Here is a 26,870-nt window from a genome sequence, read left to right on the forward strand (position 1 = left end):
GTTTTCTTCCATGTCGCCTGGCCGGGGTCGACGCCCGAACTTGGTGCAGATTGTTCGGCCGTCTTCGGGTTTGTGTCAAGAGTGTGAACGATCTATGTCCATTTTGTTGACTAAGACCCTCATTGGCTCGATACTCATCGACATGACGGCGAAGGACACGGGTTCCCTCAGAGCGCTTCGGCGTACCAACTCCGAGCGCCTGTTGTCGGCCCTGATGGAGCACCGCACGCTGCACCGCGCCGAGCTCGCGCGCATCTGCGGCGTATCGCGCACCACCGTGTCGACGATCGTCGGCGAGTTGCTCATCGGCGGTGTCGTGATCGAGTCGGCCGACGATGCCGCCGCCGACAGTGGCGCGGACGGACGAGCGCGTGGCTTCCTGCAGGCCAACCCGGCGGCGGGTGCCGCGGCAGGGCTCGACTTCACCCTCGAGCGCATCTGGGGCCACGTCACCGACCTCGCCGGTACGACGCTGGCGAGCGACGGAGTGACGATCGCCCGCGATACTCCGTGGCAAGAGCGACTCACCGCCGGGCTGACCCTGCTCGACGGGCTGCTCGCCTCCGCCGCGCAGAATCGCGAGGCACTGTTCGGTATCGCGATCGGCGTACCGGGTCCGATCGACCGGCAGACGGGTGTTGTCGGGCCGTCGTTGCCCGGCCAGGCGTGGGCCGGGGTCAACGTCTCTGCCGAGTTCGGCAAGCACTTCGCCGTGCCTGTGCTGGTCGAGAACAACACCAGGCTGGAGGCGGTCGCCGAGTTCACCTGGGGCGCGGGCCGCGGTGCGCGCGACGTGCTCTACCTCGGGTTGTCGACCGGCATCGGCTCCGGACTGCTCGTCGACGGACAACTTCACCACGGCGGTGCCCGCGGCGGTGGCGGCGAGGTCGGCCACATCTCCGCGGACACCTCGGGCCCCGCCTGCCCGTGCGGAAACCGCGGCTGCCTGATCCAGCACGCGTCCGTCCCTGCGGTCTTGGCCGCACTCAGACCGGTGCTCGGCGAGGAAGCCGGCATCGAGGATGTGCTGGAGGCCGCCAAGAGCGAGCAGGCCGACACCTTGCGCGTGCTCCGCGACGCGGGCGAGGTCGTCGGCCGGGTGCTCGCCAACATCTGCAACCTGCTCAACCCGGAGCGGATCATCATCGGTGGCGAGCTCGCCCGCGCGGGCGACGTACTGCTGGAGCCGATCCGCGCCACCCTTCGTCGCTCCGCGATGGCGCTCACCCGCGATGTCGACGTGGTCGCCGCGGAGCTGGATCTGGGCGCCCGGGCGGGAGCATCGGGCGCCGCCGCTCTGGTGCTGCGACAGACCGACCAACTCGTCAGCGCACTATTGGCCGGTGCCACCTCTCGATCGAGTGAGGCCGTATGAAGATCGTCGGCTACGAGACCTTCCTCGTGGCACCACGCTGGCAGTTCCTGCGGATCGACACCGACGAAGGAATCAGCGGCTGGGGCGAGCCGATCGTCGAGGGCAGGGCCGAGGCGGTCCAGGGTGCGATCACCGCGCTGATGGAGTACCTCGTCGGCACCGATCCGCTACGGATCGAGGACCACTGGCAGACGCTCGCCAAGGGCGGCTTCTATCGCGGTGGCCCGGTGCTGTCGAGCGCTCTGGCCGGGATCGACCAGGCGCTCTGGGACATCAAGGGCCGCTATCACGAGGCGCCCGTTCACGAACTGCTCGGCGGACCGGTGCGCGATCGGGTCCGGATGTACACCTGGGTGGGCGGTGCCGATCCCGCCAAGCTCGTCGATGACGCGCTGGCCAAGATCGCCAGCGGTTTCACGGCGATCAAGCTCAACATCGCCGAGACGTTGCCGCCGGTGCCGAGTGCCGCTCAGGTGCGCGCGATGGTGCACCGCGTGGAGACTCTGCGCACCGCGGTCGGCGACGAGATCGACATCGCGCTGGACTTCCACGGTCGTTTCAGTAGCGCCGCGACCCGACGGATCCTGCCACTGCTCGAGCCCCTGCTGCCGTTGTTCGTCGAGGAGCCGGTGCTTCCGGATTTCGCCCGCGACCTGCGCCGGATCACCGAGGCGACCAGCATCCCGATCGCGACCGGCGAGCGGCTCTACTCGCGCTGGGACTTCCGCGATGTGCTCTCCACCGGCATCGCCGTCGCCCAGCCGGACCTCTCCCATGCGGGCGGCATCTCGGAGGTACGACGCATCGCCGCGATGGCCGAGGCGTACGACGTGGTGATCGCGCCGCACTGCCCACTCGGCCCGATCGCCTTGGCGGCCAGCCTCCAGATCGACCTGGCGACGCCGAACTTCCTCATCCAGGAGCAGAGCCTCGGCATCGAGTACGGCGGCGGCAGCGCGCTTCTCGACTACGTCACCGACCCCCAGGTCTTCGCCTTCGTAGACGGCCACATCGACCGCCTAGCCGGACCAGGCCTCGGCATCGACATCAACGAAGACGCCGTCCGAACCGCCGCCACCAAAGGCCACACCTGGCGCTCCCCCCTCCAACGCCACCCCGACAACTCCTTCGCCGAGTGGTAACGGTGGCTTGTCCGGTCAGCGGGCGGTGACGGTCATGTCCTTGGTGAGGCGGGGGTTGTCGAGGCCGGTCGCGCTGAGTGTCAGCCGGAGCTTGAAAGTGCCTGCGCGGTTGGACTTCCAGTAGCGAGCGAAAGTGCCGTTCGCGGCGCCGTACCCGAAGGACTGCGTGTTGACCCACGTCGTGCCGTCGAGGTACTCGAGGGTGGTCCAGATCTGACCGGGGAACGCGGATCCGGCAACCTTCCAATACGTACCGACGGTCGCGTTAGGGGATGCCGACAGGGTGCTGAGCACCATCCGCTTGTGTGCCGTTTGGGTGTAACCGGTGTAGGCCGAGCCGTAGAACCCGGTCTGTTGCACGCTGGCTCGCATCGTCGTCGTACGGGTGAATCGGATCTCTACCCGATAGCGGCCGTCCGCGCCGGTGATGGCGGTCGCGAGCAGTTGGCCGGTGGGGTAATGCAGGATCCGCACAACGCGACCCGGGCTGACTACGTGCGCGCCGGTTGAGGTGTAGCGCCGGACAGCGCCCGTGACAACGGTCTTGGTCAGGCCGGTCGTCGTGGCCGTCGGATCGATCGTGAGCGTACTCGCCCGGTTGATGCGGAAGGTGACGTTTGTGACGCGGGTGTTGGCTCCATGGCTGATCGTCGCGATCACCCAGTCGCCGACGCCGTTCGCGACCGGGATGGTCAGGTAGCCGAAGGCGTGCTCGCCGGGTGGTTCGTTGGGGGTCACGACCGGGTCAGCGAACGCCACCACGGTCCGTTGGCTGCCATCCGACTTCTGAACCACCGCGGTCATGCCCGTGCAAGGGCCCCCGTCGAAGAGCCCGACCGGAAGGGTGATCCGTTGCTGCACTGGAACGGTCGAGATGGGCGGCTGTTCATAGGTGTGCCACCCGGCCTCGGGCTGATAGTGCAGGCAGTTGTCTTCGACCGCGGCTGCCGGTACCGCGAGTACGACGGCGCCGGCCAGAGCAAGGACTGCGGCGCTGGTCAGAGCAAAGACGGATTGGGCTGCAGTGCGGTGACGCTTCACGCGATCTCCCGGCGGTGCCTCGATGTGATCGAAGTCGACCACATCCAGTCAGATGCGCAAGAGCGGGCGATAGTTGCGTTGTTGCGCGTCGGCGAGGCGGTGTCGGATCGGGGCCGATGCGTTCGTAGCAGGAGTGAGGGGCCGCCCGCGAGGGGCGCCCACCGTACTCAAGGAGAGCATCATGACCGCTACCTATACGTTCGACGTCTTCTCCAGCCTCGACGGCTTCGGCTCGTACGACGGCGGCGACTGGGGCGGCTATTGGGGCAAGCACGGCCGCGAGTTCCTCGACCGCCGCCTCGCCTCGTACGAGCAGGAGCAGCGGATGGTCCTCGGGGCCAACACCCTTCGGCTTTTCGTGGCGATCCTGGGCTCACGCACCGAGCAGGACGAGATCGATGACCCGGTGAACACCCGGATGATGAACCTGCCGACAACGGTGGTGTCGAACACGCTCGAAGGACCCCTCGACTGGCCGGACGCGACCCTCGTCAGCGGCGACGCCGTCGACATCGTCGCCCGGCTCAAGGAGGAGTCCAACGTGCCCTTGCGCTCACACGGCAGCCTGTCGCTGAACCGGGCGCTGATGGCCGCCGGTCTGGTCGACCGCATCCAGCTAACGATCTTCCCTGTCATCACCGGTCAGACCGGTGCGGCCCCAATCTTCCAGGGCGCAGCCGACTTCGACCTCGAACTAATCGAAAGCCGAACCCTCGACGGCCACATCCAAGAACTCACCTACCACCCCACCCTGCACTGATCGCGGCACACCTCACGGCCATGCCGGTCTGGCGTGCCGTCGGCTCGTCCAGTGAGTTGTTCAAGTTCTGTTCGCCGTACCGCCGTGAACCGGGTGCAGGATCGTCGGGCGGTAACGCGGTGGCCAGCTGGGGAGTCCGTTCGCGCAGTACCGCTGAATCGGCCACTGATCCCTGAAGGAGCACCGCCATGTCTCTCGATCGTCGTTCCGTACTCCGCGGAGCCGCCGCCGGCGCCACCGGCGTCGGCTTCGCCGCCGTCGGAACCGTCCCCACGCTCGCCCAAGCCACCCCAGCCCCGCAGCACACGCCGTACCCGGTGAACCGCCCGTTCCCGCCGCTGGTGGACGACCCGAAGGGCCTGCTGGCTCTGCCGCCGGGCTTCAAGTACACGGTGGTCACCAGCGCCGGCGAGACCAAACTGAAGACCGGCCAGCCGACTCCGGGGTCGCACGACGGCAACGCGGTCTTCAACGACGGCCGGAACTACCTGCTGATCCAGAACCACGAGATCGGCGGCAACAACGCGCTCGGCGTACCGCAGATCGAGGGCACCGTGTATGACCCGGGCGTCGGCGCGGCGGGCGGCTGCACCGTCATCTCCGTCGACCGCGACGGCCGCAACCGCGGCGAGTGGGTCGGTATCTCCGGCACCCTGACGAACTGCGCCGGCGGCCACACGCCGTGGGGCACCTGGCTGACCTGTGAGGAGACCGAGGGCAAGGCCAACGGCACCACCCGGCTCAAGGACCACGGCTACGTGTTCGAGGTCTGGGCGGATGGCGAGACCGCACACCCGGTCCCGCTCAAGGCCCTCGGCCGCTATGCCCACGAGGCGCTCGCGGTGGACAAGAGCCGCACCCACATCTACCTGTCCGAGGACGCGTCCGGCCCCAACGGACTGTTCTACCGCTGGTCCGCGCCGGCCGGCTACCGGCTCGGCGCGCAGAGCTGGAAGGACCTCGCCAACGTCGACTTCGGCACGTACGAGGCGATGGCGATCCTCGGCGATGACGGAAAGCCGATCCCGGACGTCGCGTACCTGACGTCGGCGCAGCTGCTCCGGCCGTTCCGGGTGGCGTGGGTGCCTGTGCCCGACCGGGACGCGGTCTCGGTTTCTTGCCGTAAGCAACTTGCCGACGGCACGGTCACCCGCGGCAAGAAGTTCGAGGGCGTGTTCGGTACGGACGAAGGGGTGTACGTCGTCAACTCGTACGCCAAGTCTGGCACCTCGGACCTTCCGACCGACGCCGTACCCCACGACGGCATGGTCTGGTTCTACAGCTACAAGGCCAAGACCATCCAGCTGGTCACGTACTTCCCCGAGAACGCCGCCGCCGACAAAGGCGACGCCGCGAAGTACTTCGACTACAACTTCGACGGCCCGGACAACGTCACCGTCACGCCGTGGGGCTCCCTCGTACTCGCCGAAGACGGCAACGCCAGCAGCCACATCCTGAGCTCAACCCCGGGCGGCCCGACCTACGCGATCGCCCGCAACATGCTCAACGACTCCGAGTTCTGCGGCCCCGCCTTCTCCGCCGACGGCCGCATCCTCTTCGTCAACATCCAAGACCCCGGCCTAACCCTCGCCATCACCGGCCCCTGGCACACCTACCTCGCCTAACCTCCCACGCCACCAGCGTGGCGGCCACTTCGCGGCGATGGAGGCATCCGACCTGCTGCTCGGCGACGTCCGCGAATTCGTTCGCTCACTTACGTAGTTGCCGTCAGAGCTACTGATCCGGTCGTTTCTTGATCTGCAAGCCAGGGCGCCGATGGACTGCCAGGTACGACGGTCCATCGGCGCTGGCGGTGACGTTGCGGGTCGAACCGTCAGATGGCCGCCCAGACCCGGATCTCTGCGTTAGACGATGTCCCAGTCCCAGGTAGAGCACTTGTCGTAGGTTGGCCAGGACTTGTCCACGCAGACCCGAAACCAGATCTTCGTGTTGTTGGCCATCGGGATATCAACCCACCTGCTAGTACCGCAACCCGATGTGTTCGCTACCTTGATCGTGTCGCCGCCCTCGGTCTTCCACTCGGTGTACACCGAGTCGTCATCACAGGCGATGTCGAAGAGCGTGATGCGGTCGAAGTAGCCCTCGAACTTCGCGGCGGCGCCGGGAACCTCCAGGTACGTAACGGCCATCGCAGGAAGAGTGGTACCGACCAACATGACGGCGGTGACGCCGATTCCAGCAAGGGCTTGACGGACTCGCATAGAACGCTCCTAGGCTTCGATTGCGCCGAGCCTAGGTATCCGATGCGCCGACCGTCCCATGTTTTGCAGCTTCCTGCATAACCAACGATCACGATGCCTGACCATCGCGTACTAGTCGGTGTAGCGATTCCACGTCGCCGAGGTGGGCAGCTCAACTCAGGAGGCTAGAGGACACCGGTTTCGCCCCGACGCTCTAGCGCTGCCGTGAAGTAGGCGAGTGCATCGAGCGGAGCACGATTCGTTGGCCGGCGTGAACGGTACCGGCGAGTTCGTCGGCGATGCCGGTCGTGATGATCCACTCGGTTGAGGAGCTTCGCAGGTCGCGATGCCCATTGCCGTCGCGGCTCTGCCATCGGATCAACCCGCTGCAATCGGTGACGGTGCCGATGACCAACACCGGACCGACCGTCGATCCCAGCACGCTCACCGCGATCGCCGCCGCGTGCCGCGATTCGCACCGGCTGCGCTTCGACTATTACCCGCACGACGGGACCAGCAGCGTCCGTACGACGGAGCCCACCGGTTGGTGCACACGGGCGGCGTTGGTACCTCATCGGCTTGGACGTCGACCGCGAAGACTGGCGCACGTACCGGGTGGACCGCCTCGATCCACGCACGCCCACCGGCCCGCGGTTCACCCCGCGCACTCCGCCGGACCCCGACCTCAGCGTGTACACCTCGCGGGCGATCTCCACGTCGGCGTACTGCTATCAGGCCCGGTACCCGCATCAAGACCCTCGCCACCCTCTTCACCCAGGCCACCCACCCCTGACCCGCCGGCCCATTCCCGCCATGCACTGTCAGCAGGGCCCGGGCACGCACGCGGTGGCGGCAGGTGCGGAGACGAGGCGGGCAATGTTGATCACCGAAACGAGCGCGCCGGTCCGGCTGCTCCAGCTCAGGAGAAGCCGATCAGCTGACCAGGCCGGAGCGGTAGGCGAGCACGACTGCTTGTACGCGGTCCCGGACGCCCAGTTTCATGAGTACGCGGCCGACGTGGGTCTTGATGGTGGCGTCGCCGACGACCAGACGCTCGGCGATTTCTGTGTTCGAGAGGCCCTCGGCGAGCAGTGCAAGCACCTCGGTCTCGCGGGGTGTCAGGTCAGGTGGGAGTTTCGGCCGGGTGGGTGACTGGTCGGTGAACCGCGCGATGAGCCGGCGTGTCACGCTCGGCGCGAGGAGAGCGTCTCCGTTGGCGACGACCCGGATGGCGTGGACCAGCTGGCTTGCTGGGGCGTCCTTGAGCAGGAAGCCGCTGGCGCCGGCGGCCAGGGCCGCGTAGACGTGTTCGTCGAGGTCGAAAGTGGTCAGGACGACAACTTTCGCACTGGGGTGTTCGGTGCAGATGCGCCGGGTCGCCTCGAGGCCGTCCATCCGCGGCATCCGGATGTCCATCAGTACTACGTCCGGGTGGAGTTGATCGAGGCGAGCGAGCGCGGCTTCGCCGTCGGCGGCGTCGCCGGCCACGGTGATGCCGGGCTCGGCGTCGAGGATCATCCGCAGTCCGGTGCGGACTAGTTCCTCGTCGTCGACGAGAAGTACGCGGATCATCGTTGTCGCCCGTCGACCGGGATCCGCGCGTGCACGACGAATCCGCCTTCGGGGCGGCGAGCTGCACGGACCGTCCCGCCGTACAGGGATACTCGCTCCTGCATCCCGATCAACCCGCGACCGCCGCTCTCCGCGCCGTCGCCGCTGACCCCGTCTGCGCGGCCGGCGTCCCGTACTTCGATGTCGAGGCACTCCGGCTCGTAGCGGAGCCGGACCTCGACCGGAGCCGCCTCGGCGTGCTTCAAGACGTTGGTCATCGCCTCCTGCACCACTCGATAGCCGGTCAACTCCACGCCTGCGGGCAGAGCACGGACTACTCCGTCGATTCTCAGGTCGACGGTCAGGCCTGCCTCTCGTACTCGGGCTATTAGGTCAGGTAGCTGCTCAAGCGTCGGTTGCGGAGTCGTGTCTGCGTCCCCAGGCTCCGGGCTGAGCAGTTCGAGCAGCCGCCGCATCTCGGCAAGCCCCGTACGGCCCGCGGTCTCGATCGAAGCCAGCGCGGCGCGAGCCTGTTCGGGTGCGGTGTCGATCGCTCGCTGGGCGCCCTGGGCCTGGATCACGATCACCCCCATGCTGTGGGCAACGAGATCATGCAGCTCGCGGGCGATCCGGGCCCGTTCGTCGGCCACAGCACGCGCGGCCTGCTCCTCCTTGTCGCGCTCGGCAGCCTCCGCCCGTGCGTTGAGCGCGGCGGATTCCACCGCCCGACGGCGCATCCAGCGACCGAATGCCCAGACAGCGAAGAGAATGAACCAGGCCGGCACCACCTGGTCCCAAGGCTCCCCGTCACGCAGACGCGGACCGTCGACGAACACCGCCATCAGGACAACGGCTCCCGGTCCGACCAGCGTCGCTGGCAAGGAGGCATGGGCGCCCACCGAGTAGAGGGCGAGGATCACCGCGAAGAACGGTTGCCCCAGGCCACCGCCCAGCTGGAGCTGAAGCCACGCGGCGGCGATCACGATCGCGAACACGGCGACCGCGAACCGGCGCCTGACCATCAGCGGCAGAGTGAACCCCGCCACCAGGAGGCTGTGCACCCCTCGGCCACCTCCCAGCTCGGCAACCGGGGAAGTCCATACCTGGCCGAGCGCGGACAGCGCCAGTACGAGCACGACCCCGAGGTCGGCGAGTGCTAGCACACGGACGCGTGGCATGTCTCGACGGTAGCGACTTCGCCGCCGCTGTACATCCACAGTGAGGTGGAGTCGCCCAGGCTTGCCATCCGCCATACGGGTGACCCGCGAAACCCCATCGCGGCCGACGACCGCTGGTGCCCGCCTTTCCTAGTGTCGGAGGACCGGCGACCGACGCCGGAAGCGGAAAGGAGATTCATCATGTTGCCGACTGTTGTTTCCACCGGCCGGGCAGCGGCCGCAGCCGGTGTCTTGATGGTGGCGGGCACCCAAGGTGAGTGGCTGCTGAACGCTCAGCGCGACGACGGAACCGTCACCAACACCCCGGCGTTCGTGCTGCTGCTGACCATGAGCACGCTCGGGTTCGGGCTGCTGACCCTTGCCGTGCGCGGCCTGCGCCGAGAATCAGCGCGCCGTACGATGCCGACCCGCAGCGGGGCTTTCCTGTCGATGGTCGGAGCCGGGCTCCTCACGGCGTTCGGCGTGGTCGTCCTGGTCACTGGAGTCATCCTCGGGGGACCGCTGGAGTTGTCGTTCCTGCTCTTCGCTTTGGGCATGCTGTCGCTGTCGATCGGCCAGCTGATCTGGGGACTGACACTGCGTCGACACTCGCCGGCACCAGGAGTGTGGCAGTTGCTGGCACTAGCCGGGATCGCGGCATTCGCAGCAATCGCGATCCCGGTCGACCCGTGGCACGACATCGCCTTGGTGGTCATGTGCGCAACGTGGTTCTGCATCGGCGTACTAGTACTCCGCACCGCTGCCACGGCGACGGTCAGGACAACGTGATCAGGCGTGAGCCGTGGGTCGGAACGTCCTCGGCGGTCCAGGACTTGTTGTGCTTGCCCAGGTTCTGCCACGATTCTCGACGACGCCGGTCACTCCGCCCGTCAGGTCGCGGATCAGCTCGGGGCACTCCAAGACGAGCACTGCCCAAGACGACTACATCGGTCGGAAGGCGCGCAACCCCGCAGCGGCCAAGGCTCTGGACGAGGCCCTTCGGCCACTCCATGAGAACCAGCGGCAAGAGCCGGAAGGTCCTACCCACTGACGGCAAGCCCTAGAGCTCCGAAGGGCCATTCACGTGTGCAACACGTGAGTTTCGCCCTTTTCGTTCATGGCGTTCAGGGCATAAGCCCAGTTCAGAGAGCCGACGAGGGGACTCGAACCCCTAACCACCGCTTTACAAGAGCGGTGCGCTGCCAATTGCGCCACGTCGGCGTTGCCCGAACATGGTAAGCGATGGGCGGTCGTCTCGGCCCAGTGGTTCGGCTAGCTGAGCCACTGGGTGAGTGCGGCGGCGATGGCGGCGGGCTGGTCTTCGGGGAGGAAGTGGGTGCCGGGGCCCAGGTCGATGATGGTCAACGCGGCGCCTTTTTCGCGGCACCATGCGACTTCGGCTGGCCCGATCACGGCACCAGGGTTCGCGTGCAACAGCAGTTTGGGCCTGCCGGCGTCAGCGATGACCGTCTGGTTCGCCACGATCAACGCGGTCACATCAGCCGGCGAACCCTCGATCGGGATCTCTTGCGGCCACCGCCAGACCGGATGGCGACTGGCCGCGTCCCGGAAGGCGCGCGATAGGCGTCCATTTCAGCCGGAGTCAGCTGCCGCTGTACCCCGGCCGGCAAGACGGCCTCGATGAAGAAGTTCTCCTCGATGATGAGCCGCTCCCCAACGCCCGGAGTTCGCAACTGCTGGAACAACTGCCGACTGGCGTCATCCAGGTCCGACCATCGCGCGATCGGGTGGATGTGCCCTTCCATAAAGGCGGCGCGCACCACAACGTCCGGATGGCGCCGCAGCTGGTCCAGCGCAATGACCGCGCACCAGTCGTGACCGACCAGCGTGAGATCGGACAGCTGGAGAGCTTCGATGAACGCCTCGACGTACCGGATGTGATCGACTAGTCGGTATTCCAGCTCCGGCTTACCCGATCCGCCCATCCCAATGAGGTCCAGGGCGATACATCGCCATCCGGCCTCCGCGACCTCGCCAACGACGTTGCGCCAGAGGTACGACGAGGTCGGGTTGCCGTGCAGGAACAACACGGGATCACCCGCACCCACCTCGACGTACTGCAGCCAGCTGTCCTCGACCTCAATCCGGCGAGCCATACCGTCAACGCTCGCCCAGACCGCCGTACGACATCAACCAACTCCAGCTGAACTAGTCATCGCCCTGACGCTCGGGCGGAGGGACAAAGCGCCTGGTACGGCGATGAGGGCGACGGCGGCGAGGGTGGCGAAGGCGGTGAATGGGTGGTGGACGAGCAGGCCGGTCAGGATCGCCACCAGGAGACCGCCGGCGTTCCCGGCCAGCCAGATGAGGCCCGCGGCCGTGCCTTCGGCTTCGCCGGTACGGCGTTCGACCAGTTCGAGCACGATCGGGAGAGACGGCAGCAGGAGGAATCCGATGATCGTCAGCGAGACGAATCCGGACGCCGTACCGGGGATGATCGCGAGGACCAGGCAACCGATCGCCGTGAGTACGAGGGCGACGGTGAGTAGCCGAATCTCCACTCGATGACGTACGACCAGAACGGGCACGATGGCACACCCGATCACACCGGCGACGACGTTCACGAGCAGGATCGTGCTGGCCGTGCCACCGCTGACGCCGGACGGTTCGAGCAGCGCCTGCGTGAAGGTGGTGAGCGCGACGAAGACGCCGAACGGGAAGACCACCAGCACGCAAAGCTTGCGGATGAAACGGTCGTCCCACGTTGTCCGCAACGCGCCGCGGACGATCGACACCCGGTGCTCGCCTTCGTTGCGTAGGGCAACGAGCAAAACCAAGGTGGTGACGACGGCGAAGATTGCGCTGAGCGTCAGCAGCAGGCGGAGCTGGTCCGCACGCGGGAGGATCGCGGCGAGTACGAACGCGATGACCATGCCCGCGAAGGTGCTCGCCGTACCGACCGCGATGCCGGTCGGGCGGTCCTTCTCCAGCAGGTAGCGGCCACTGATGCTGGTGATGGCGTTCAGTACGAGCGGCTGGGCGATCGCGACCAGGAGCTGGCCGACCAGCAGCCAGGCATAGCCGTCACCCGCGAGCCGTGCGACGGCGCCAACGGCGGTGAGGATGGCCCCGGCAGCCAGGCCGGCCCGGAACCAGCGGTCCAGGATGAGGCCCGCGGGGATCGACAGTACGACGTACAGCAGCGGGAAGACCTGCGCGAGCCAGCCGATCGCGCTCTCCGAGACGCCGTAGCGCTCGGCGGTGACGGTCGTGACCCCGGCGAAGTTCAGCCAGAGCACCTGGGTGGCGGCGCAGACCAGGGCGAACGCCGCGATCACCCGCCAGCGACTATGCATTCACGGTCTCCGGGCTCATCTCAAGGACGGTAGAGAGAGGTTGTGCCTTCGGGAAACAGCGAAACGGCAACCGATTCACAACGATCCGTTGTCAGAAGGGCTTTTCGATCGCCGCGAGGAGCTCGGGCTCGGCCGCGCACACCGCCCGGGCTGTCGCGATGAACTGGTCGACCAAAGGCGTCCGGTGCCGCCATCCGATCATCAACGCCGAGCCAGGCACACCGTCGATCGGGAGATACCGCACCCGCGGATGCTGGGTATACCGCGCAGCGCTCGCGCAAGTGACGGAACAGGCGACGCCAGACGCGACGATCTCCAGTTCCTCGGTCTGCGAACTCGTCTCCCGTACGACGTTCGCGGCCACATCGTCCCGATAGTCCTCGAGCGTCCAAAAGGCACGCCAGACCTGGTCGTTCGTACGCCCGATGGCGAGTGGTTCGTCGAGGATCTCCTGTACGTCGACCCGCGTGCGCGCCGCGAGCCGGTGTCCGGCCGGCACCATCAGCACGAGTGGTTCGACGAAAAGCGGCTCGAACTCGACGCCTTTGGCCTGGATGGGCGTGCGGATCAACGCGATATCCGAGGAGTCGTCGGCCAGACCCGCGGACGGATCGGCGAACCCGTACTCCCGGAGATCGAGGCGCACGCCCGGGAAGCGTTCGGCGTACTGCGTGGTGATGGGGGCGGTCAGCTCGAGCGCGGCCCCGATCATGAAGCCGAGCCGGAGCGTGCCGCCCTCGCGCCGTTCGGCCTGTTGCGCGGCACGTACGCCGGCGTCCAGTCGAGCCAACAGGTCCCGCGCGGTCTCGAGGAAGACCTCGCCGGCCGGGGTCAGCTCGACCGTGCGCGTGGTGCGGTGCAGAAGCTCGACGCCGAGGTCCTGTTCGAGCTCGCGAACCTGCTTGCTGAGGGCCTGCTGCGCGACGTACAGCCTCGCGGCGGCCCGGCTGAAGTGGAGCTCCTCGGCGACCGCGACGAAATACCTGAGTTTGCGGGTGGAAACGTCCACAACAAAAGATTGTAGATCCGCGACGAACCCGGTGTTTCCTTCACCGGTGCGCCGTTGCCTAGTGTCATACAACCGATACGCGCAGCGGCGAGGAGTCTCTATGAACGACTTCAGTTGGCGAAACTGGAGCGGTCACGTGCACGCGCACCCCGCGGACGTGCTCAGTCCGGTCCGTACGGCGGACCTGGCGGCAGCCGTCGCGGCCGCGGCGGATCGCGGCCAACGGGTGAAACCGATCGGCTCGGGCCACTCGTTCACGGACATCGCGGTCACCGACGGCCTCCAGCTCCGGATGGACCGGCTCGACCAGGTGCTCGCGATCGACGCGGCCTCGGGCCTGGTCACGGTCCAGGGCGGCATCCAGATCCGCAAGCTGAACGAGGTCCTCGCGAGCCACGGTCTAGCCCTCGAGAACATGGGCGACATCGACCTCCAGACCATCACCGGCGCCATCTCCACCGGCACCCACGGGACCGGCGCACGCTTCGGTGGTATCGCCACCCAGGTCCGCGGGCTCGAGCTGGTGCTCGCGGACGGCTCGGTCGTGACCTGCTCGCCGACCGAACGCCCGGCCCTCTTCAGCGCGGCCCGTGTCGGATTAGGGGCCCTCGGCATCATTACCGCAGTCACCTTGCAATGCGTGCCTTCTTTCGTGCTTGATTGCACCGAGCAACCAGTTCCATTGGAGGAAACACTCGACGGTCTGGACGAACTTGTCGAGGGCAACGATCACTTCGAGTTCTACTGGTTCCCACATACCTCAACCGCACTGCACAAACGTCAGACCCGGCTGCCGGGTGACGCCGCGGTGCGACCGCTCGGCGCGTTCCGCAGCTGGTTCGACGACGACTTCGTGGTGAACGTGGGCTTCGAGGCGCTACTCCGACTCGGTACGGCGTTCCCGCGCGCCATCCCCGGTATCACCAAGGTGGTGAGCGGGTCATTGTCGAGCCGGACGTTCGCCGACCTCTCGCACCAGGTGTTCCCCTCGCGCCGGGATGTGCGCTTCAACGAGGGCGAGTACGCCGTTCCGCGGGCCGCCTTGCCGGACTTGCTGCGGGAGATCCGGCGCTGGGTGGCCGACTCGGGCGAGCGCGTTTCGTTCCCGCTGGAGGTCCGGTTCGTCGCGGCGGACGACATTCCGCTCGCGCCCACCTACCAGCGCGACAGCGCGTACGTGGCGTTCCACCAGTACCACCGGCTGCCGTACCAGCGATACTTCGATGCGGTGGAGGATATCTTCGCCGAGGTCGACGGCAGACCGCACTGGGGCAAGATGCACCGCCTCGGCCACAAGGAACTGCGCGACCGGTATCCACTGTTCGACGAATTCGTTGCCTTGCGCAATGAGCTTGATCCGTCCGGGGTGTTCGGCAACGACTACCTCACCAAGGTATTGGGAGACCCGTCATGACCGCGACCGTGACCGACCAGGACGTGCTGGAATCGCGTAGTCCCGCCACCGGCGAGCTGCTCGCGACGTACCCCGTCGACGATGCGACCGCCGTCCAGGCTGCGGTCGAGCGGGCCCGGGAGGCCGCCGGGTGGTGGCGCGACCTCGGCTTCGACGGGCGGAAGAGCCGGTTGCAGGCGTGGAAACACACACTGGTCCGGCGGATCGACGAGCTCGCTGGATTGATGCATGACGAGACTGGCAAACCGCTGGACGACGCGCGCCTCGAGGCTGTGGTGGCGATCGACCACCTCGGCTGGGCCGCCAAACACGCCGCGAAGGTGCTCGGCCCGCGCCGGGTGCCGTCGGGGCTGATCGGGATCAACCTCGCGGCCTCGGTGGAATACCAACCGGTCGGTGTAGTCGGGGTCATCGGGCCGTGGAACTACCCGATCCTGACGCCGATGGGCTCGATCGCGTATGCCCTTGCCGCGGGCAACAGTGTCGTCTTCAAACCGAGCGAGCACTCCCCTGGCGTGGGTGTTTGGCTGGCGGACACCTTCGCCGAGGCGGTGCCGGAGTTGCCCGTATTCCAGGTGGTCACCGGCTTCGGTGCGACCGGGGCCGCGTTGTGCCAGGCAGGCGTCGGCAAGCTCGGATTCACCGGTTCGACCGCCACCGCGAAGAAGGTGATGGCCGCCTGCGCCGAGACTTTGACGCCCGTGCTGATCGAGGCCGGTGGCAAGGATGCGGCCATCGTCGCGGCGGACGCCGATCTCGATGTCGCGGCGGACGCGATCACTTTTGGTGCCATGGGCAACGCCGGCCAGACTTGTGTCGGGATTGAGCGCGCGTACGTCGAGAGTGCCGTCTTCGACTCGTTCGTCGAGAAGGTCAAGGTCATTGCCGAAGGCATCCAGATCGGCACCGACGAACAACTCGGGCCGATCACGATGCCCTCGCAGGTGCCGATCATCCAGCGCCACATCGAGGACGCGCTCGCAAACGGCGGCCGGGCCGTGGTCGGTGGGCCCGAGTCGGTGCGAGCGCCGTACGTGCATCCCGTCGTCCTGGTCGACGTACCGGAGGACAGCGAGGCGGTGCGGGAGGAGACATTCGGGCCGACCCTGACCATCACCCGCGTGGACTCGCTGGACGAGGCCGTCAGGCTGGCGAACGGGGGCAAGTACGGTCTCGGCTCCGCGATCTTCAGCCGCAGTCGCAAAACCGCGATGGACGTCGCCCGGCGGTTGCGGACGGGGATGACCTCGATCAATGGCGTGCAGTCGTTCGCGATGGTGCCGTCGTTGCCGTTCGGCGGCACCGGCGATTCGGGCTTCGGCCGCATCCACGGGCCGGATGGGCTCAAGGAGTTCACCCGTCCGAAGGCCGTCACGCGGCACCGGTTCAAGGCGCCGACGCGGCCGTTGACGTTCACCCGAACCACCAAGGATGTCGTCAATACGCTGAAGCTGCTCCGCATCCTGCACGGCAAGGGCTGAGCCATGGACCGACCGACTGGCGCGGGTTTCCTCGACCTGGCTCGCGCCACCGCGGACCTCGAGCCGCCGTACGCCGTCATCGACCTCGGCGCCTTGCGCGCGAACGCGGCCGACCTGGTACGTCGCGGTGGCGGCAAGCCGATCCGCGTCGCGAGCAAGTCGGTGCGCTGTCGATCGATCTTGCGCTCGGTGCTGGAAATGCCTGGTTTTAAGGGGATTCTGGCGTATACGTTGCCTGAGGCCCTTTGGTTGGCGGAAGAGTTCGACGATGTCGTGGTGGCGTATCCGACCGCTGATCGCGATGCGCTGAAGCAGCTCGCGGGTGACCCCGTTCGGGCCGCGCGGGTGACGTTGATGATCGATTCGGTGGCGCATCTCGACTACATCGAGGCGGCCGTGGGTCCTGCCCTCGACGCGGGTGCGGTGCGGATCTGCATCGACTTGGACGCCTCGCTCGAACTTCTTGGCGGCAAGGTTCACCTCGGCGCTTATCGTTCGCCAATTCGCGAAGCCGCGGCGGCGGTTGAGCTGGCTACTGCAGTGCAGGCCCGGCGCGGGTTCCGCCTGGTCGGGCTGATGGCGTACGAGGGGCAGATCGCGGGCGTGGGCGATAACGCACCCGGCTCGGTCGTACGGCGGACGATGGTGCGGGCGATGCAACGGACCTCGCGGGCGGAGTTGGCCACAAGGCGCGCGGCGATCGTGTCCGCCGTACGGGAGGTTGCTCCGCTGGAGTTCGTCAACGGCGGCGGAACGGGCAGTCTCGAAACCACGTCGGCCGAGGACGCGATCACCGAGACGGCTGCCGGGTCGGGGCTTTACGGTCCGGCGCTTTTCGATACCTACCGGAGCTTCCAGCCTCGGCCGGCGGCGTTCTTCGTGCTCTCGGTCGTACGTCGTCCTGGGCCGGGCATCGCGACAGTCCTTGGTGGCGGGTGGATCGCGTCGGGGGCCGCGGGCAAGGATCGGCTGCCGACGCCTGCCTGGCCGACCGGGCTCGCGCTGACCGATGCCGAAGGCGCGGGTGAGGTCCAGACGCCGCTGACGGGTTCTGCCGCGGATGGGTTGTCGATCGGGTCGCGCGTCTGGTTCCGCCATACCAAGGCGGGCGAACTCTGCGAACACGTCGATGCCCTCCACCTCGTAGAGGGCTCGACCATCATCGACACCGTGCCGACCTACCGAGGCGAAGGCCGGCCCTTCCTCTGAGGCCCGCCTTCCCCCTTCTTTCCCGCGAGTGGTCGCGTCTGAACCTCCCGCGGGTGAACGCGACCACTCGTCGCCACATCCTCGCGAGTGGTCGCGACATGACCCGACCACTCGCGGGCGGTTCGGACGTGACCACTCGCGGGGGACAGAAGAGGAGGACCGGGGTCAGCGGTGGTTGGCGCGGATGTTGCTTGCGGCAAGTTCTACCGTCTGGGCGATGCGGCGTTGCCGGGTCTCGGGCTTCTTGGCGGCGGCGATCCACTCCAGGATGAGCCGCTTGGACGACGGCGGGAACTTCTCGAAGTTGCCCTGGGCAACCGGATTGCTCTGGAATGGTTCCTGCAGCGCGGCGATGCTCTCGTCGGCCCGGACCTCCCAAGTTCCCTTGGCCTTCGCCAGGTCGATCATCGCCTGACCGGGCGGGGTCATCAGACCTTGCTCGATCATCCTGGCGGCGCGTTCACGGTTGACCGCGCTCCAGGTGCTGCGGGGATTGCGTGGGGTGAACCGGAGCATCGAGCTATCGGCATCGTTGCTGCGGGCATGGCTGTCGATCCAGCCAAAGCACAACGCGTGCTCGATCGCCTCGTGATACCGCACGCTCGGCGTACCGCTGTCCTTGTGGTAGATCACCAGCCACACCTCTTTGACCTCTTCACCTGGCTGGCAATGCGCGGCCAGCCAGTCGCGCCACTCGGTGGTGGTCGCCGCGGTGAAGGTCTCCATGTCACTTGGCCGTTCGGGTCTGCAGCACGTCGAGGTAGTGCTGGTTGTACATCACACCGAGCACGTTGCCGAACGGGTCGACCACCGAAGCGGTGACGAAACCCGGGCCGTGCTCGGTCGGCTTGGCGTGCTCGGTCGCACCGAGTTCCAGCAGTCGCTGGAAGCTCGCCTCGACATCATCGACCGCCCAGTACATCGCGACACCCTTGCCGGCGCTCTCGGCGTCAACCGGGCCGCCCGGGTGGTACCGGCTGTCCAGGATCCCGAGCTCGTGCTGGTAGTCGCCGATCCGGAACTCCATGTATGCCGGCTGCCCGCCCACGTCCGTCCGGAAGTAAGGCTCAACCCCGAGCACCTCTTGGTACCAGTTCGCGGCCGCCAGAACGTCATCGGCGAAGTAGTTGATGGTGGTGAACCCTCGCAACATGGTCTGCTTCCTTCTCTCGATCAGCTGTTGACACCATCCTCTCGCCCAAAGTGCTCACCAACTGAGCACTTTCCAGAAAACCTTCAAAACCGTTCATCGGACCCTTGTGACCACGGGGATGACTAGCCATCGGCACCTTGCATTCATCGGTCCCAAACCGCCCTCTCCTGTCTGCTTACCTGTACTGCCAAGCGGTGGTGGAGGGCGGTTTGGGACCGATGAATGCAAGGTGGGTTGGTGGCTCGCCTTGAAGGCGTCCGCGCGTGGCCACAAGGGACCGATGATGCGCGACACGCCGCGTCACAAGCGCCGATGAGCGGTTAGTGGCGGGTGTGGCGGGTGTGGCGGGTGTGGCGGACTTTGTGGTCGGTGTAGGCGCGGACTAACGGGGCGAAGAGGGGGGCTAGGGCGGCGAGGAGGGCAATGGAGCGGTCGGGGTAGACGGCGAAGCGGCGGTGGTCGATGGCGCGCATTACGGCGGTGGCGACCTGGTCGGCGGGGATGGGTTTGACTGAGCCGCTGATGGCGAAGGTTTCCGCTGGTTTGTATTGGTTCTCGTCTGCCAGTTGAGGGGTGTCGACGTCTGGTGGGTAGACGCAGGCGACGTGGATGCCGGCTGGGGTCAGTTCGCTTCGGAGGGCTTCCATCAGGCCGCGGACCGCGAACTTGGCCGGGGCGTAGGCGGTGTATCCGTAAAAGCCGAGCAGCGCCGTACCCGAGCAGATCGAGACGATCGAACCGTTGCCACGGGCGACCATCGCCGGTGCTACTGCTCGGATCGCCGTGAGGGTACCGAAGTAGTCGACTTCCATCATGGTTCGGAATACGTCGTCGTCGAGCTCTAGGAAGTGCCCTGGGCGGGCTAGGCCGGCGGCTGTGACGAGTACGTCGCATTCCCCCGCGGTCGCGACGAGTCGACCGATGGCCGCGACCAACGCGGGCCCGTCGGCAACATCGACGGCCTCGGTCAACACGTCGGGCCCGAAGTCAGACGCTGCCGCGGTTAGGCGGTCTTGGCCGCGGGCTATGAGGGAGACGCGGGCGCCTCGGGCGACGTACTGGCGGGCGACGGCAAGGCCGATCCCGCTCGAACCGCCGGTGATGATGACGTGAGTCACGGGGTGTCGGAAGCGTGAGGCACTTCGCGGATGGAGGCAGCGTGGCGGTCGGCCAGGTCTCGGTAGACGGTTGGGTTGTGGTCGACGAACAGTTTGGCGTTGCCCTCGAGTGGAACGAACTTCTTGGCCGGGCTGCCCATCGCGATGGTCTCGGGCGGCACGACGGTGCCGGGGGTGACCATGGCGCCGGCGGCGACGAAGGCGCGTTCGCCGATCTGCGCGCCGTCGAGCACGATCGCGCCATTGCCGATCAGCGCCTGCTCGCCGACCGTGCAGTCGTGGACGACGCAGAGGTGGCCGACCGTCGCCAGGCGGCCGATCTCGCAGGTGTGCCCGAAGGCGGTGTGCAGGACGGAGTTGTCCTGGATGTTCGCGCCTTCGCGCACGATGATCCGGCCATGGTCGGCCCGCAGCACCGCGCCGTACCAGATCGACGCGCCCTTCTCGACGGTCACGTCACCGATCAGCGCGGCGGTCGGCGCGACCCAGGCCTCGGGATGAACGGTCGGGCTGACACCTTCGAACTCAAAGAGCGGCATGCCCACACCCTACGAAACGGACTTGATCTTGCCCACGAGTACGGCGCCGAGGAGCGTGACGGCCGCCGCCAGACCGTAGAGCACGGGATAACCGCCGAGCGTCGCCACGACGGGCGCAGCGATGGCCGGGGCGATCACTTGTGGCAGGGAGTTCGCGATGTTGACGACGCCGAGGTCCTTCGCGCGATCGCGGGCGCTCGGCAGCACCTCGGTCAGCAGCGCGAAGTCGACCGACAGGTACACCCCGAAACCCGCGCCGAGAATCACCGCGCCAGTCAGCGCGCCCGGCCAGGTCGGCCAAACCGCAAGAACCAGCGCGGCGAACGCCATCACCACACCGGACCCTGTGACGAAGATCTTCCGCCTGGCCAATCGGTCCGACCAAACGCCCGACACCACCGCGGTCAACACCACACACAAGCTGTAGACGGCAGTAAGGATCAGCACCCCGGTGTCGGGATCCGCGTACCGCACGGCATCCTGCAGGTAGAAGAACAGGTAGAGCGTGCCCAACCCGTTGCCCAAGTTCATCAAGAACCGCGTCAGCCAGGCCCACCCGAAGTCGGAATGCCTGGTGGGGCTGATCCAAAAGGCCTTTAGCGCAAAGGTCGGTCGGTCGCCGACTAGCTGCTGATCCGAACTCGCCAGCAGGTACGGCACGACCGACAGGACCAGGAAGACCGCGCACGCGATGTACCCGGCGGTGATGCCACCCATCGCGGTCGCGAGCCCAACGCCGACGAGAGCGCCGAGGGTTTGTGCCAGTGCTACCCAACCACCGACAACGCCTCGCTGCAGCCGCGGCACCCGATCCGGCACGGCCGCGGTGATTGCCGCGAGCAACGCATTGCAGAACAGTTGCACCAGGCACCAACCGAGCAGCATCCACGCCACTCGCCCGGCTCCAGCCAGCACCAGCAAACCGACCGCGCCGCCAATCGCCCCACCCAAAACCCACGGCACCCGCCTACCAAACCGAGACGCCGTCCGATCCGAAAGCGCGCCAAACAAGGGGTTCGCTGCCAACGACACCGCAGCGCCGATACCCGTGACCAATCCGAAGACGGCCTCTTTGTTGCCAGGCGCAACCGCCTCGGACTGCTTGGCGAGCAACACTTGGATCGGGCCGAGCCAGGCCGCGAAGACGCCAACGTTCGCCAGTACGACGGCTGTGGTCCAACCGCGCCCGACCGGAACCGTCGGCTCCGCGAGCGCCACCTCGGTACGCACTTACCCGGCAATCAATTGGCGATACCAGTGGTACGACGCCTTGGGCGTGCGGGCGAGCGTCTCGAAGTCGACGTGCACCAGCCCGAACCGCTGCGAATACCCCGCCGCCCATTCGAAGTTGTCCATCAACGACCACTGGAAGTAGCCACGTACGTCGATGCCCTCGGCAACAACCTCGGCGAGCGAACGCAGATACCCGTCCAGGAAGTCGATCCGGCGCTGATCCGCCACCACGCCGGCGGAATCCGGCTCGTCGTTGATCGCGCACCCGTTCTCGGTGATGTAGATCGGCGGCAACCGATCGCCGTACCGCTGCTGGATCCCTCGCAGCAACTCCCCGAACGCATCGGGCACGACTGGCCAACCGAAGTCCGTCTGCGGGTATCCCTCGACCTCACGCGGCTCGAACGGCAGTCCCGCGGGCAACTCGATCCCGTCCGTGGCACCGACGTCCGCCTGCCCGGTCGGAGCGCCGATCCGCACCGGTGAGTAGTGGTTGATGCCGTACCAGTCGATCGGCGTCCCGATCACGGCCAGATCCTCGGCCACCGGCCCGGGCATCGCCGCGGCCAGCTCCTCATTCGGATAACGCCCGAGCAGAATCGGATCCGCGAAAAGCCAGTTGTACAACGTGTCGTAGACCGCAGCAGCGCCTTGGTCCTCCGCCGAGTCACTCGCCGGCCAAGTCGGAGCGTGGTTGTTCGCGATGCCGATATTGCTCGCGCCACCCGCCCGCAACGCCTGCACAGCCTTGCCGTGGGCAAGCAACTGGTGATGAGCCACCGGCAACGAGTCGAACAGCAATTGCTTGCCCGGGGCATGCGCTCCCACGCCGTACGCGAACAGCGTCAGCACCACCGGCTCGTTCAGCGTGATCCACTGCGTCACCCGGTCGGAGAACCGCTCGGCCAAGATCGACGCGTACTCGGCAAACCGGTCGGTGATATCCCGGTTGAGCCAGCCGCCTTCGTCCTCGAGCGCCTGCGGCGTGTCCCAGTGGTAGAGCGTCGGCACTGGTTTGATGCCCTGGGCAAGGAGTTCGTCGATCAACCGGTCGTAGAACGCGAGCCCCTCCGCGTTGGCCGGACCCTTGCCGGTCGGCTGGATCCGCGGCCACGCGAACGAGAACCGGTAGGCGCCGACGCCGAGGTCCTTCATCAGCGCGACGTCCTCGGCGTACCGGTGGTAGTGGTCGCACGCGATCGCGCCGGTATCGCCGTTCAGGATCCGGCCCGGTTCGGCGCAGAACGTGTCCCAGGTCGAGGGACCGCGGCCGCCTTCCTTGACCGCGCCCTCGATCTGGTACGCCGAGGTCGACACTCCCCAAAGGAAGTCCGGCCCGAATCCCGTCGGTTGATCAACCGCCATTGGTGTCCTCACTCTAGTCGGGAAGTCTGTCCTCATTCGGTATGTCGATCGGGCGAGCGAGCACCGCGGTGCCATAGGCCACCACTTCGCTCATCGCCTCGCCGACCTCGTTGCAGTCGAAACGCATCGCCAGGACCGCGTTCCCGCCCATCTGCTGGGCCATGATGCACATCCGCATCACCGCCACGTGCCGGGTTTCGGCCAGCATCTGGGTGTACTCCGGCTGCTCGCCTCCGCCCATCGCCCGGAAGCCCGCGCTGAAGTTCAGGCCATTGACGAGACTGCGCACGGTCAGGCCGATCACCTCGCCGAAGACCCGCTCGATATGGAAACCGGGCAGGTCGTCCATCGTCGAGACCAGCACCGGGTACGGCGACCCGGGCAGCCCGATATAGGGCGCCCCACTCGACTGCGGATACGGCTGGTTCGGATACTGAGGCTGAGTCATAGCTGTCATCTTCGTATTCGCAAGAGGTCAATGCCTATACACCTCCAGCTCATACACCGAATACCCGTACGACGTCGCGCGCTGCGTCCCGGTCATGCGCACATACCGCGCGGCCGTCGCGGGGAAGCGCGCGACATCCTCGCCGCCATTCCCGGCAGCCGTCGCGTAGACCTGGCGCCAAGTCGTACCGTCACTCGACACCTCGATCCGATACCCCTTGGCGTACGCCGCCTCCCACCGCAGCACCACCCGGGCAACGCTCTGCTCCGCACCGAGATCGACCTTCAGCCACTGCGGATCGGACCAGTTGCTGGCCCAACGCGTCCCGGGATTCCCGTCCGTCGCGTTGGCCGGCGGCGAGTTGTACCAGCCGGTCTCGTGGCTGCTCGCGGTCGCCGTCTTCCCGAGGGCCCGGTTGCTCACGTCATCCCCACGTCGCGCGGGGAATTCGATCACCTGCTGGTACGTCGGCCGGTTGACCCAATGCGTGCGGTCCTGGGTGATGCCGCCCATCGGCTGGTGCACGATCGAGTCGGCGCAATACTGGTCGCCCGCGGCACAATCGCCCGATGCGGGATAGACCGTTGCCGCAGGCACCTTTGTCGCCGCCAGCAACGACTCGGCCAGCGATGTCCGGCATTGGGTCAGATCGCCGCCACCGCAATACGTCACCGGCTGAGGCGTCTTGACCGGATCACCGAGGACCTTACGAAGATCACGCTGAACGAATCCCCACCAACCACTCTGGTACGCCGAACCCTGGTGGTTCGCCCGCTCGTCGACCTTGATCGTCGACACCAACGCGCCGTACAACTCAGGCCCCAGAGCCTTGAACTGTGTTGCCACCAGCAACGGCCACCACGCGTCGAGAATCCGGATAGCGTCACTGTGCGAGTAGACCGCCCCTGGGCCACTGGTCTTTCGCAAACTCCCCGACGCCTTCCAGGCTTCGAGTTTCGCGATCGCGTCAGCCACGGCCGGATCGGTCGAGCCACTGCGGAGGACCCGCAGGAGGTACGGCAGCACTTGCTCGGCGCGAAGGTCGACCGTCGCCGCGTCCTCCATCGCCTCGACCAGCCGGCCCCGGGTGAACTTCTGCCCGGCACCGAGAACGGCCTTGATCCTGGTATCGAGCGGCTGGCTGCGATGCACGGCGCCATAGCTGAAGTTGCCGTCCGACGCGGAGAAGCCAGGCGCTTGTTTGTTGTTCCAGCTGGTGAGGAAGTCCTGGTTCACCACCTGCGGATGCTGCGCGGGTGGCGTGTACGTCGCGCGGTTGGTCGCGGGGTTCCACCCGAGCCACTCGTAGGCCGGCAAGCCCCACGTCGGCAGGTTCGGATCAGCGCCGGCCGGGCGGACCGGGTTGTCGCCGGAGTTGTAGTACGCGATGTCGGTCTTGTCGGTGTAGAACCAGTTGAACGCATAGCCGACCTTGCCCGCGGCACGCTGGAAGTCCTGCGCCGACTTCACCGCATTCGGGTCGTTGAAGAGCATGAACCCGAGCGCCGATCCGGACTCGTTGCCGTACGTCGACCGGTTCTTCGTGAAGGCGACGGGCTTACCGCCAACGGTCCCGCGATGCGTGATCAGGCCGAGCTTGGTCCGGTTCGCGACCAGCGTGTACGACCCGGCGGGCTCGGGCGAACCGAGGCTGGAGTACCACTCGTTGTGCCGCTCGAGCCGCTCGATCGGCAGGCACGACCCACGGAATACGTAATGCGTTGAGGCCTTGGTCGGCGTACCACCGCCCGGCTCGCACAACGGCACGGCGTACGTGTCGGTGATGTCCTGGCCGGCCGACGTGGCACTCCACGAGTAGTCCTGCCCGCGCCCGATCAACGTGTAGAAGTTGAGCCCGGCGAAGGCCACGCCGCGTGAGCTGATGCCCGGGCCTTGGAGCTCCTGGCGGACCCAGAGTTGCGGGGCGAAGTACCCGGTTTGCGGGCCGTAGACCGCGATCGGGTTGCCGCTTTGCGTGTGCGCGCCCGAGACGAGCAACGCGTTCGACATGCCCTTGGAGCCGAAGCCCTTGGGGAAGACGCCGTCCTTGAGAATGCCCTTCAGCTTCTCGTTGCCCTTGGCAACCTTCGGCGCTTTTCCAGCAAAAGCGGTCTGATCGACCACCAGCGGTTCCTTCGTGACGGACCCGCGATCCGGCAGCGCGCGGCCGGCCGGATTCGCCTCGGTCACGCCGTACGGGAAGGTGGCGCCGTTGTGCACGGTGGTGTTGGCCTCGACGTCGTTCTGCGAACGGAAGGCCTCCCACACCTTGGTGCCCTGCGTGACGCCGTACCGCGCCCGCGCCTCGATCAACGCGAGCGCCGACGCCATCTCACCACCGCCGCCACCGCCGAAGATGCCCGCCACCACGGCGGCCGTCGCCACCACGTCCGTGACCTTCCACGGCCGCGGCGTCGGCAGGCCGAGGGCGACGTACTCGCCGGGATACGCGATGCCGACCGTGTTGATGTAGTGGTTGACCCCGTCGACCCAGGCCTGGATATCCCGCTGCATCTTGACGCCGTCCGCGCCGTACAGCTCGTCGGCCGAGTCGAACTGCGCCTGCAACTCCGCCTCGGTATAGGGCGCCGTACTCCAGAACTGCTGCTCGAACTCACGGTTGGCCTGCGCCCCACCGGCGAACGGCGTCAGCTGGCCGCGACCGAGATGGCGGAAGACATCCATCACGAAGAGGCGATCGTTCGCCCCGGCATAACCCGCACCGAACATCGTGCCTTCGCGCGTCGTACCGGTGATGTGCGGGATGCCGCGCGACTTGTCCCGCACGATCGTGACGTCCGCGCGCGGCTGGTACGTACTCGCCACGTCGGCCGGGGCGACGCCAAAGCCCTGGTCGTCGAAATACGGATTGAGGCCGTCGTCGGTGATGCCCTGGTAGTTCCAGACCAGATCCTCGTACGCCTTCTTGGTATCGCTGAAGTGGGCCGGCCGGGTGCCGAATGCCTTGAAGGCAAGGAGTTCCGCGAAGGTGGCGTTGCCGTTCTGCCCGGGCGGGAGGATATCCGCGCACTGCCCCACGCAATAGTCCGGCGGCGCTGCTGCTAGCTGTGCTGCCTGCGCGGCTGTCGGCGTGGTTGGCGCGGCCTGTGCGGTTGGCGCCGTTTTCGGGGCGGCGAGGCCCGCGATGACGACGGCGGCGGCCGCGGTGATGGCGATCAAACGGGTACGGCGTGAGGTGGTGCGGGCTGCGGAGCGGCGCGGTCGCGTCACGGGTCCTCCCTCAAAGCTCGGCGGGCTCGGGATGACGATGCAGGGACGTCCCGATTGACAATGACCGACCGCCTCGATTCGGTCAATAGTCCAGGTCAGTTGACTTGGACGGTTGACCAATTCAGG

General features: G+C 66.8%; 25 protein-coding genes, 1 tRNA gene and 1 pseudogene. 9 read left to right on the top strand and 18 right to left on the bottom strand.

The window, feature by feature from the left end:
* Positions 1-142 precede the first annotated feature (142 nt).
* Both OG394_RS20200 and dgoD read left to right on the top strand, forming a co-directional pair.
* Entirely contained in the window at positions 143-1,375 is a 1,233-nt protein-coding gene (locus tag OG394_RS20200; protein WP_328988547.1) for an ROK family transcriptional regulator, read from the top strand.
* Positions 1,372-2,517 carry a galactonate dehydratase gene (gene dgoD, locus OG394_RS20205; protein ID WP_328988548.1) on the top strand — a complete coding sequence of 382 codons (1,146 nt, stop codon included), beginning with the start codon at positions 1,372-1,374 and terminating at the stop codon, positions 2,515-2,517. Before OG394_RS20200 ends, dgoD begins: the two co-directional genes overlap by 4 nt.
* A 15-nt stretch (positions 2,518-2,532) precedes the next feature.
* Here dgoD and OG394_RS20210 read toward each other — a convergent pair whose 3' ends face one another.
* Positions 2,533-3,558 (bottom strand): hypothetical protein, encoded by a 1,026-nt coding sequence (locus tag OG394_RS20210; protein WP_328988549.1) that lies wholly within the window; start codon positions 3,556-3,558, stop codon positions 2,533-2,535.
* A gap of 181 nt (positions 3,559-3,739) precedes the next feature.
* Here OG394_RS20210 and OG394_RS20215 point away from each other — a divergent pair, with 181 nt between their 5' ends.
* The gene (locus tag OG394_RS20215; protein ID WP_328988550.1) at positions 3,740-4,318 is read left to right on the top strand and encodes a dihydrofolate reductase family protein; all 579 of its coding nucleotides are present in this window, start codon (positions 3,740-3,742) and stop codon (positions 4,316-4,318) included.
* Between the two features lie 188 nt (positions 4,319-4,506).
* Positions 4,507-5,943: an alkaline phosphatase PhoX gene (locus tag OG394_RS20220; protein WP_328988551.1), complete on the top strand. Its 1,437-nt coding sequence runs from the start codon at positions 4,507-4,509 to the stop codon at positions 5,941-5,943.
* A 240-nt stretch (positions 5,944-6,183) separates the two neighbouring features.
* Here OG394_RS20220 and OG394_RS20225 read toward each other — a convergent pair whose 3' ends face one another.
* Complete coding sequence (locus OG394_RS20225; protein WP_328988552.1) at positions 6,184-6,540, bottom strand: hypothetical protein; 357 nt, start codon at positions 6,538-6,540, stop codon at positions 6,184-6,186.
* Positions 6,541-6,733: 193 nt separating this feature from the next.
* Entirely contained in the window at positions 6,734-6,967 is a 234-nt protein-coding gene (locus tag OG394_RS20230) for a hypothetical protein (RefSeq protein WP_328988553.1), read from the bottom strand.
* On the opposite strand from OG394_RS20230, the pseudogene OG394_RS40105 reads away from it, so the two are divergent.
* Positions 6,927-7,016, top strand: a pseudogene (locus tag OG394_RS40105) (hypothetical protein); the annotation flags it as partial. The gene OG394_RS20230 and the pseudogene OG394_RS40105 overlap by 41 nt on opposite strands.
* A gap of 436 nt (positions 7,017-7,452) precedes the next feature.
* Here OG394_RS40105 and OG394_RS20240 read toward each other — a convergent pair.
* Positions 7,453-8,091, bottom strand: a complete 639-nt coding sequence (locus OG394_RS20240; RefSeq protein ID WP_328988554.1) for a response regulator transcription factor — start codon at positions 8,089-8,091, stop codon at positions 7,453-7,455.
* Positions 8,088-9,248 (bottom strand): sensor histidine kinase, encoded by a 1,161-nt coding sequence (locus OG394_RS20245; RefSeq protein WP_328988555.1) that lies wholly within the window; start codon positions 9,246-9,248, stop codon positions 8,088-8,090. Before OG394_RS20245 ends, OG394_RS20240 begins: the two co-directional genes overlap by 4 nt.
* Before the next feature lie 180 nt (positions 9,249-9,428).
* Here OG394_RS20245 and OG394_RS20250 point away from each other — a divergent pair, with 180 nt between their 5' ends.
* The gene (locus tag OG394_RS20250; protein ID WP_328988556.1) at positions 9,429-10,016 is read left to right on the top strand and encodes a hypothetical protein; all 588 of its coding nucleotides are present in this window, start codon (positions 9,429-9,431) and stop codon (positions 10,014-10,016) included.
* A 359-nt stretch (positions 10,017-10,375) separates the two neighbouring features.
* Here OG394_RS20250 and OG394_RS20255 read toward each other — a convergent pair.
* The 5 genes from OG394_RS20255 to OG394_RS20275 all read right to left on the bottom strand — a co-directional run bounded on the left by OG394_RS20255 (position 10,376) and on the right by OG394_RS20275 (position 13,553).
* Positions 10,376-10,448, bottom strand: a tRNA-Thr gene (locus OG394_RS20255).
* A 51-nt stretch (positions 10,449-10,499) separates the two neighbouring features.
* Positions 10,500-10,724: a hypothetical protein gene (locus tag OG394_RS20260; protein ID WP_328988557.1), complete on the bottom strand. Its 225-nt coding sequence runs from the start codon at positions 10,722-10,724 to the stop codon at positions 10,500-10,502.
* The gene (locus OG394_RS20265) at positions 10,721-11,344 is read right to left on the bottom strand and encodes a haloalkane dehalogenase (protein ID WP_328988558.1); all 624 of its coding nucleotides are present in this window, start codon (positions 11,342-11,344) and stop codon (positions 10,721-10,723) included. The genes OG394_RS20260 and OG394_RS20265 overlap by 4 nt, the downstream gene beginning before the upstream one ends.
* A gap of 33 nt (positions 11,345-11,377) precedes the next feature.
* Positions 11,378-12,544, bottom strand: coding sequence for an MFS transporter (locus tag OG394_RS20270; protein ID WP_328988559.1), 1,167 nt, complete (start codon positions 12,542-12,544; stop codon positions 11,378-11,380).
* 91 nt (positions 12,545-12,635) lie between these two features.
* Positions 12,636-13,553 (bottom strand): LysR substrate-binding domain-containing protein, encoded by a 918-nt coding sequence (locus OG394_RS20275; protein ID WP_328988560.1) that lies wholly within the window; start codon positions 13,551-13,553, stop codon positions 12,636-12,638.
* Positions 13,554-13,653: 100 nt separating this feature from the next.
* Here OG394_RS20275 and OG394_RS20280 point away from each other — a divergent pair, with 100 nt between their 5' ends.
* Genes OG394_RS20280 through OG394_RS20290 form a run of 3 tightly spaced genes read left to right on the top strand, consistent with a single transcriptional unit; the run spans position 13,654 to position 17,657 of the window.
* Positions 13,654-14,967 (top strand): D-arabinono-1,4-lactone oxidase, encoded by a 1,314-nt coding sequence (locus OG394_RS20280; protein ID WP_328988561.1) that lies wholly within the window; start codon positions 13,654-13,656, stop codon positions 14,965-14,967.
* On the top strand, positions 14,964-16,448 hold the full coding sequence (locus tag OG394_RS20285; RefSeq protein WP_328988562.1) for an aldehyde dehydrogenase family protein: 1,485 nt from the start codon (positions 14,964-14,966) through the stop codon (positions 16,446-16,448). The genes OG394_RS20280 and OG394_RS20285 overlap by 4 nt, the downstream gene beginning before the upstream one ends.
* Before the next feature lie 3 nt (positions 16,449-16,451).
* Positions 16,452-17,657 (top strand): amino acid deaminase/aldolase, encoded by a 1,206-nt coding sequence (locus OG394_RS20290; RefSeq protein ID WP_328988563.1) that lies wholly within the window; start codon positions 16,452-16,454, stop codon positions 17,655-17,657.
* 165 nt (positions 17,658-17,822) lie between these two features.
* Here the strand turns inward: OG394_RS20290 and OG394_RS20295 are convergent, their stop codons facing one another.
* From OG394_RS20295 to OG394_RS20330, 8 genes are all read right to left on the bottom strand, one after another.
* Complete coding sequence (locus OG394_RS20295; RefSeq protein WP_328988564.1) at positions 17,823-18,383, bottom strand: YdeI/OmpD-associated family protein; 561 nt, start codon at positions 18,381-18,383, stop codon at positions 17,823-17,825.
* A 1-nt stretch (position 18,384) separates the two neighbouring features.
* Complete coding sequence (locus tag OG394_RS20300; protein ID WP_328988565.1) at positions 18,385-18,810, bottom strand: VOC family protein; 426 nt, start codon at positions 18,808-18,810, stop codon at positions 18,385-18,387.
* A gap of 320 nt (positions 18,811-19,130) precedes the next feature.
* A complete protein-coding gene (locus OG394_RS20305) occupies positions 19,131-19,928 on the bottom strand; it encodes an SDR family oxidoreductase (protein WP_328988566.1) in 798 nt (265 codons plus the stop codon).
* Positions 19,925-20,467 (bottom strand): gamma carbonic anhydrase family protein, encoded by a 543-nt coding sequence (locus OG394_RS20310; RefSeq protein WP_328988567.1) that lies wholly within the window; start codon positions 20,465-20,467, stop codon positions 19,925-19,927. Before OG394_RS20310 ends, OG394_RS20305 begins: the two co-directional genes overlap by 4 nt.
* A 9-nt stretch (positions 20,468-20,476) precedes the next feature.
* Entirely contained in the window at positions 20,477-21,697 is a 1,221-nt protein-coding gene (locus OG394_RS20315) for an MFS transporter (RefSeq protein ID WP_328988568.1), read from the bottom strand.
* Complete coding sequence (locus OG394_RS20320) at positions 21,698-23,065, bottom strand: GH1 family beta-glucosidase (RefSeq protein WP_328988569.1); 1,368 nt, start codon at positions 23,063-23,065, stop codon at positions 21,698-21,700.
* Between the two features lie 13 nt (positions 23,066-23,078).
* Positions 23,079-23,513 carry a YbjQ family protein gene (locus OG394_RS20325; RefSeq protein ID WP_328988570.1) on the bottom strand — a complete coding sequence of 145 codons (435 nt, stop codon included), beginning with the start codon at positions 23,511-23,513 and terminating at the stop codon, positions 23,079-23,081.
* A gap of 27 nt (positions 23,514-23,540) precedes the next feature.
* The gene (locus OG394_RS20330) at positions 23,541-26,744 is read right to left on the bottom strand and encodes a penicillin acylase family protein (RefSeq protein WP_328988571.1); all 3,204 of its coding nucleotides are present in this window, start codon (positions 26,742-26,744) and stop codon (positions 23,541-23,543) included.
* Between the last annotated feature and the right edge of the window lie 126 nt (positions 26,745-26,870).

It is taken from the genome of Kribbella sp. NBC_01245 (assembly GCF_036226525.1).
Lineage (GTDB): Bacteria > Actinomycetota > Actinomycetes > Propionibacteriales > Kribbellaceae > Kribbella.

Excerpts from the sequence above, each read along its gene's own strand:
- OG394_RS20280 (WP_328988561.1), top strand. The coding sequence starts at position 13,654 with ATGAACGACTTCAGTTGGCGAAACTGGAGCGGTCACGTGCACGCGCAC.
- OG394_RS20310 (WP_328988567.1), bottom strand. The coding sequence starts at position 20,467 with ATGCCGCTCTTTGAGTTCGAAGGTGTCAGCCCGACCGTTCATCCCGAG.
- OG394_RS20325 (WP_328988570.1), bottom strand. The coding sequence starts at position 23,513 with ATGACTCAGCCTCAGTATCCGAACCAGCCGTATCCGCAGTCGAGTGGG.
- OG394_RS20250 (WP_328988556.1), top strand. The coding sequence starts at position 9,429 with ATGTTGCCGACTGTTGTTTCCACCGGCCGGGCAGCGGCCGCAGCCGGT.
- OG394_RS20265 (WP_328988558.1), bottom strand. The coding sequence starts at position 11,344 with ATGGCTCGCCGGATTGAGGTCGAGGACAGCTGGCTGCAGTACGTCGAG.
- dgoD (WP_328988548.1), top strand. The coding sequence starts at position 1,372 with ATGAAGATCGTCGGCTACGAGACCTTCCTCGTGGCACCACGCTGGCAG.
- OG394_RS20245 (WP_328988555.1), bottom strand. The coding sequence starts at position 9,248 with ATGCCACGCGTCCGTGTGCTAGCACTCGCCGACCTCGGGGTCGTGCTC.
- OG394_RS20220 (WP_328988551.1), top strand. The coding sequence starts at position 4,507 with ATGTCTCTCGATCGTCGTTCCGTACTCCGCGGAGCCGCCGCCGGCGCC.
- OG394_RS20200 (WP_328988547.1), top strand. The coding sequence starts at position 143 with ATGACGGCGAAGGACACGGGTTCCCTCAGAGCGCTTCGGCGTACCAAC.
- OG394_RS20300 (WP_328988565.1), bottom strand. The coding sequence starts at position 18,810 with ATGTTGCGAGGGTTCACCACCATCAACTACTTCGCCGATGACGTTCTG.
- OG394_RS20215 (WP_328988550.1), top strand. The coding sequence starts at position 3,740 with ATGACCGCTACCTATACGTTCGACGTCTTCTCCAGCCTCGACGGCTTC.
- OG394_RS20285 (WP_328988562.1), top strand. The coding sequence starts at position 14,964 with ATGACCGCGACCGTGACCGACCAGGACGTGCTGGAATCGCGTAGTCCC.
- OG394_RS20270 (WP_328988559.1), bottom strand. The coding sequence starts at position 12,544 with ATGCATAGTCGCTGGCGGGTGATCGCGGCGTTCGCCCTGGTCTGCGCC.
- OG394_RS20240 (WP_328988554.1), bottom strand. The coding sequence starts at position 8,091 with ATGATCCGCGTACTTCTCGTCGACGACGAGGAACTAGTCCGCACCGGA.
- OG394_RS20225 (WP_328988552.1), bottom strand. The coding sequence starts at position 6,540 with ATGCGAGTCCGTCAAGCCCTTGCTGGAATCGGCGTCACCGCCGTCATG.
- OG394_RS20320 (WP_328988569.1), bottom strand. The coding sequence starts at position 23,065 with ATGGCGGTTGATCAACCGACGGGATTCGGGCCGGACTTCCTTTGGGGA.
- OG394_RS20295 (WP_328988564.1), bottom strand. The coding sequence starts at position 18,383 with ATGGAGACCTTCACCGCGGCGACCACCACCGAGTGGCGCGACTGGCTG.
- OG394_RS20290 (WP_328988563.1), top strand. The coding sequence starts at position 16,452 with ATGGACCGACCGACTGGCGCGGGTTTCCTCGACCTGGCTCGCGCCACC.